The organism is Marinobacter algicola DG893, assembly GCF_000170835.1.
Taxonomy (GTDB): domain Bacteria; phylum Pseudomonadota; class Gammaproteobacteria; order Pseudomonadales; family Oleiphilaceae; genus Marinobacter; species Marinobacter algicola.
Genome location: NZ_ABCP01000093.1, coordinates 1 through 1,865, shown reverse-complemented (window position 1 = coordinate 1,865; position 1,865 = coordinate 1). Strand labels below are relative to the sequence as shown.

The window sequence follows — 1,865 nt, the reverse complement described above, 5'->3', positions numbered from 1 at the left end:
ACCCAGTGCGATACTCCAAAGGTTCCGGGATAAATCATGCTTGCACTCACCAGTGTATGGACAACGATCTTATTGGCCGCCGCAGTCGCCCTCGGGCCACTGGCGATTGATATGTATCTGCCTGCTTTACCTGCGATGGGAGAGGCACTTTCAGCCAATACCGGTCAGGTACAGCTTACGTTGAGCATTTACATGGCCGGGTTCGCCATTGCCCAGTTGATCTGCGGACCACTGGCTGACCGTTTCGGGCGTAAACCCATCATGATTGGCGGCTTCCTGCTGTTTGCAATCGCCAGTGTCATTTGTGCACTTGCCACAAATATTGAAACACTCATCCTGTGCCGTTTCCTGCAAGCGCTTGGCGGCTCTGCCGGACCGGTGCTGGGCAGGGCGGCCGTTCGTGATATCTACTCGCCGAGGGATGCCGCAAAAATCATGGCCATCCTGGCAAGCATCATGGCACTCGCTCCCGCTGTTGCCCCCACCCTGGGCGGCTTTATGGTCGTCGGTCTGGGTTGGCCGTCAATTTTCCTGGCCCTCGGTGGCTATTCGCTGTTGATGGCGATTGTCATTGCCGTCGGCATTCCCGAACCGATGCGCCCAGAGAATCGTCAGTCACTGCGCATTGGCAGCCTGTGGAAGAACTACCGGGCCATCGCTTCGGATATCAGCTTCCTGGGGTACACCCTGACCAATTCCCTGACCTTCGCCGGCCTGTTTGCGTTCCTGTCAGGCTCGTCGTTCGTGCTGATTGATTTCCTGGGCGTGGAACCCCAGCACTTCGGTCTGTTCTTCGCCTGCATCGTGGCCGGTTACATTGGCGGCAACCTCACCGCCATCCGCCTGGGCCGTTCGTTTACGCCAGATCAGATACTGGTGCGAGGCCTGACAGTATCGGTCATCGGCGGCGGCCTGATGGCCGCACTGGCAGCCTCGCATGTTTATAACGTGTGGGCCGTGGTGGCGCCACAGGCGTTGTTTATGGTCGGTGTGGGCATGGTCCTGCCCCAAACCATGGCCGGTGCCCTGGCCAATTTCCCCCGCATGGCAGGCTCCGCGTCGGCATTGTTCGGTTTCACCCAGATGGTGGTGGCAGCAATCGTAGGCGCTCTGGTGGGGCACTTCCACGACGGCACGTCACTGGTGATGGCGGGTATCATTGCCACCTGCGCCATTGGCGCTCTGAGCAGCTATCTGCTGCTGGTACAGCGCCATCCGGCTCCCGGATTTGAACCCGCCTGAAACCAACTTAACTCGACTCCCGGATGAAAAAACATCCAAAATGGGCTACACAGAGTAAGCTGTTAAACACAAATCCATTAGACCAGTATCAGGGAGTTCCAAATGAGCAACGTCACACTCGGCGGCAATCCAATCACCGTGAGCGGCACCCTTCCGCAAACCGGCGACACCGCCCCCAACTTCACCCTCACGACTCAGGGTCTGGAAGACGTCACCCTCGACAACTGGGCAGGTAAGCGCAAAGTCCTGAACATCGTCCCCAGCGTCGACACCCCAACCTGCGCCACCTCCACCCGCAAGTTCAATGAAAAAGCCAGCAGCCTGGACAACACGGTGGTGCTGGTCATTTCTGCCGACCTGCCCTTCGCCGCCGGTCGATTCTGTGGTGCCGAAGGCCTGGAAAATGTCACTACCCTTTCCAGCTTCCGAAACTACAGCTTCCAGGAAGATTACGGTGTCGCCATTCAGGATGGACCACTTGCGGGCCTGACTTCCCGCGCGGTGGTGGTTCTGGATGAGAACAACAAGGTTCTGCACAGTGAGTTGGTGGGTGAAATCAAGGAAGAACCGAATTACGAAGCCGCTCTTTCGGCGCTTTGACGTTTGGATCTCAGGCGGTAACT

General features: G+C 57.8%; 2 protein-coding genes. Both read left to right on the top strand.

The features are described 5' to 3' along the window. Positions 1-36: 36 nt before the first annotated feature. A complete protein-coding gene (locus tag MDG893_RS20350; protein WP_007155739.1) occupies positions 37-1,242 on the top strand; it encodes a Bcr/CflA family multidrug efflux MFS transporter in 1,206 nt (401 codons plus the stop codon). A 102-nt stretch (positions 1,243-1,344) separates the two neighbouring features. After that, positions 1,345-1,842 (top strand): thiol peroxidase, encoded by a 498-nt coding sequence (gene tpx, locus MDG893_RS20345; protein ID WP_007155738.1) that lies wholly within the window; start codon positions 1,345-1,347, stop codon positions 1,840-1,842. Positions 1,843-1,865 lie beyond the last annotated feature (23 nt).

What these genes read in the sequence shown, in the direction of transcription:
- MDG893_RS20350 (WP_007155739.1), top strand. Translation starts at nt 37, where the DNA reads ATGCTTGCACTCACCAGTGTATGGACAACGATCTTATTGGCCGCCGCA.
- tpx (WP_007155738.1), top strand. Translation starts at nt 1,345, where the DNA reads ATGAGCAACGTCACACTCGGCGGCAATCCAATCACCGTGAGCGGCACC.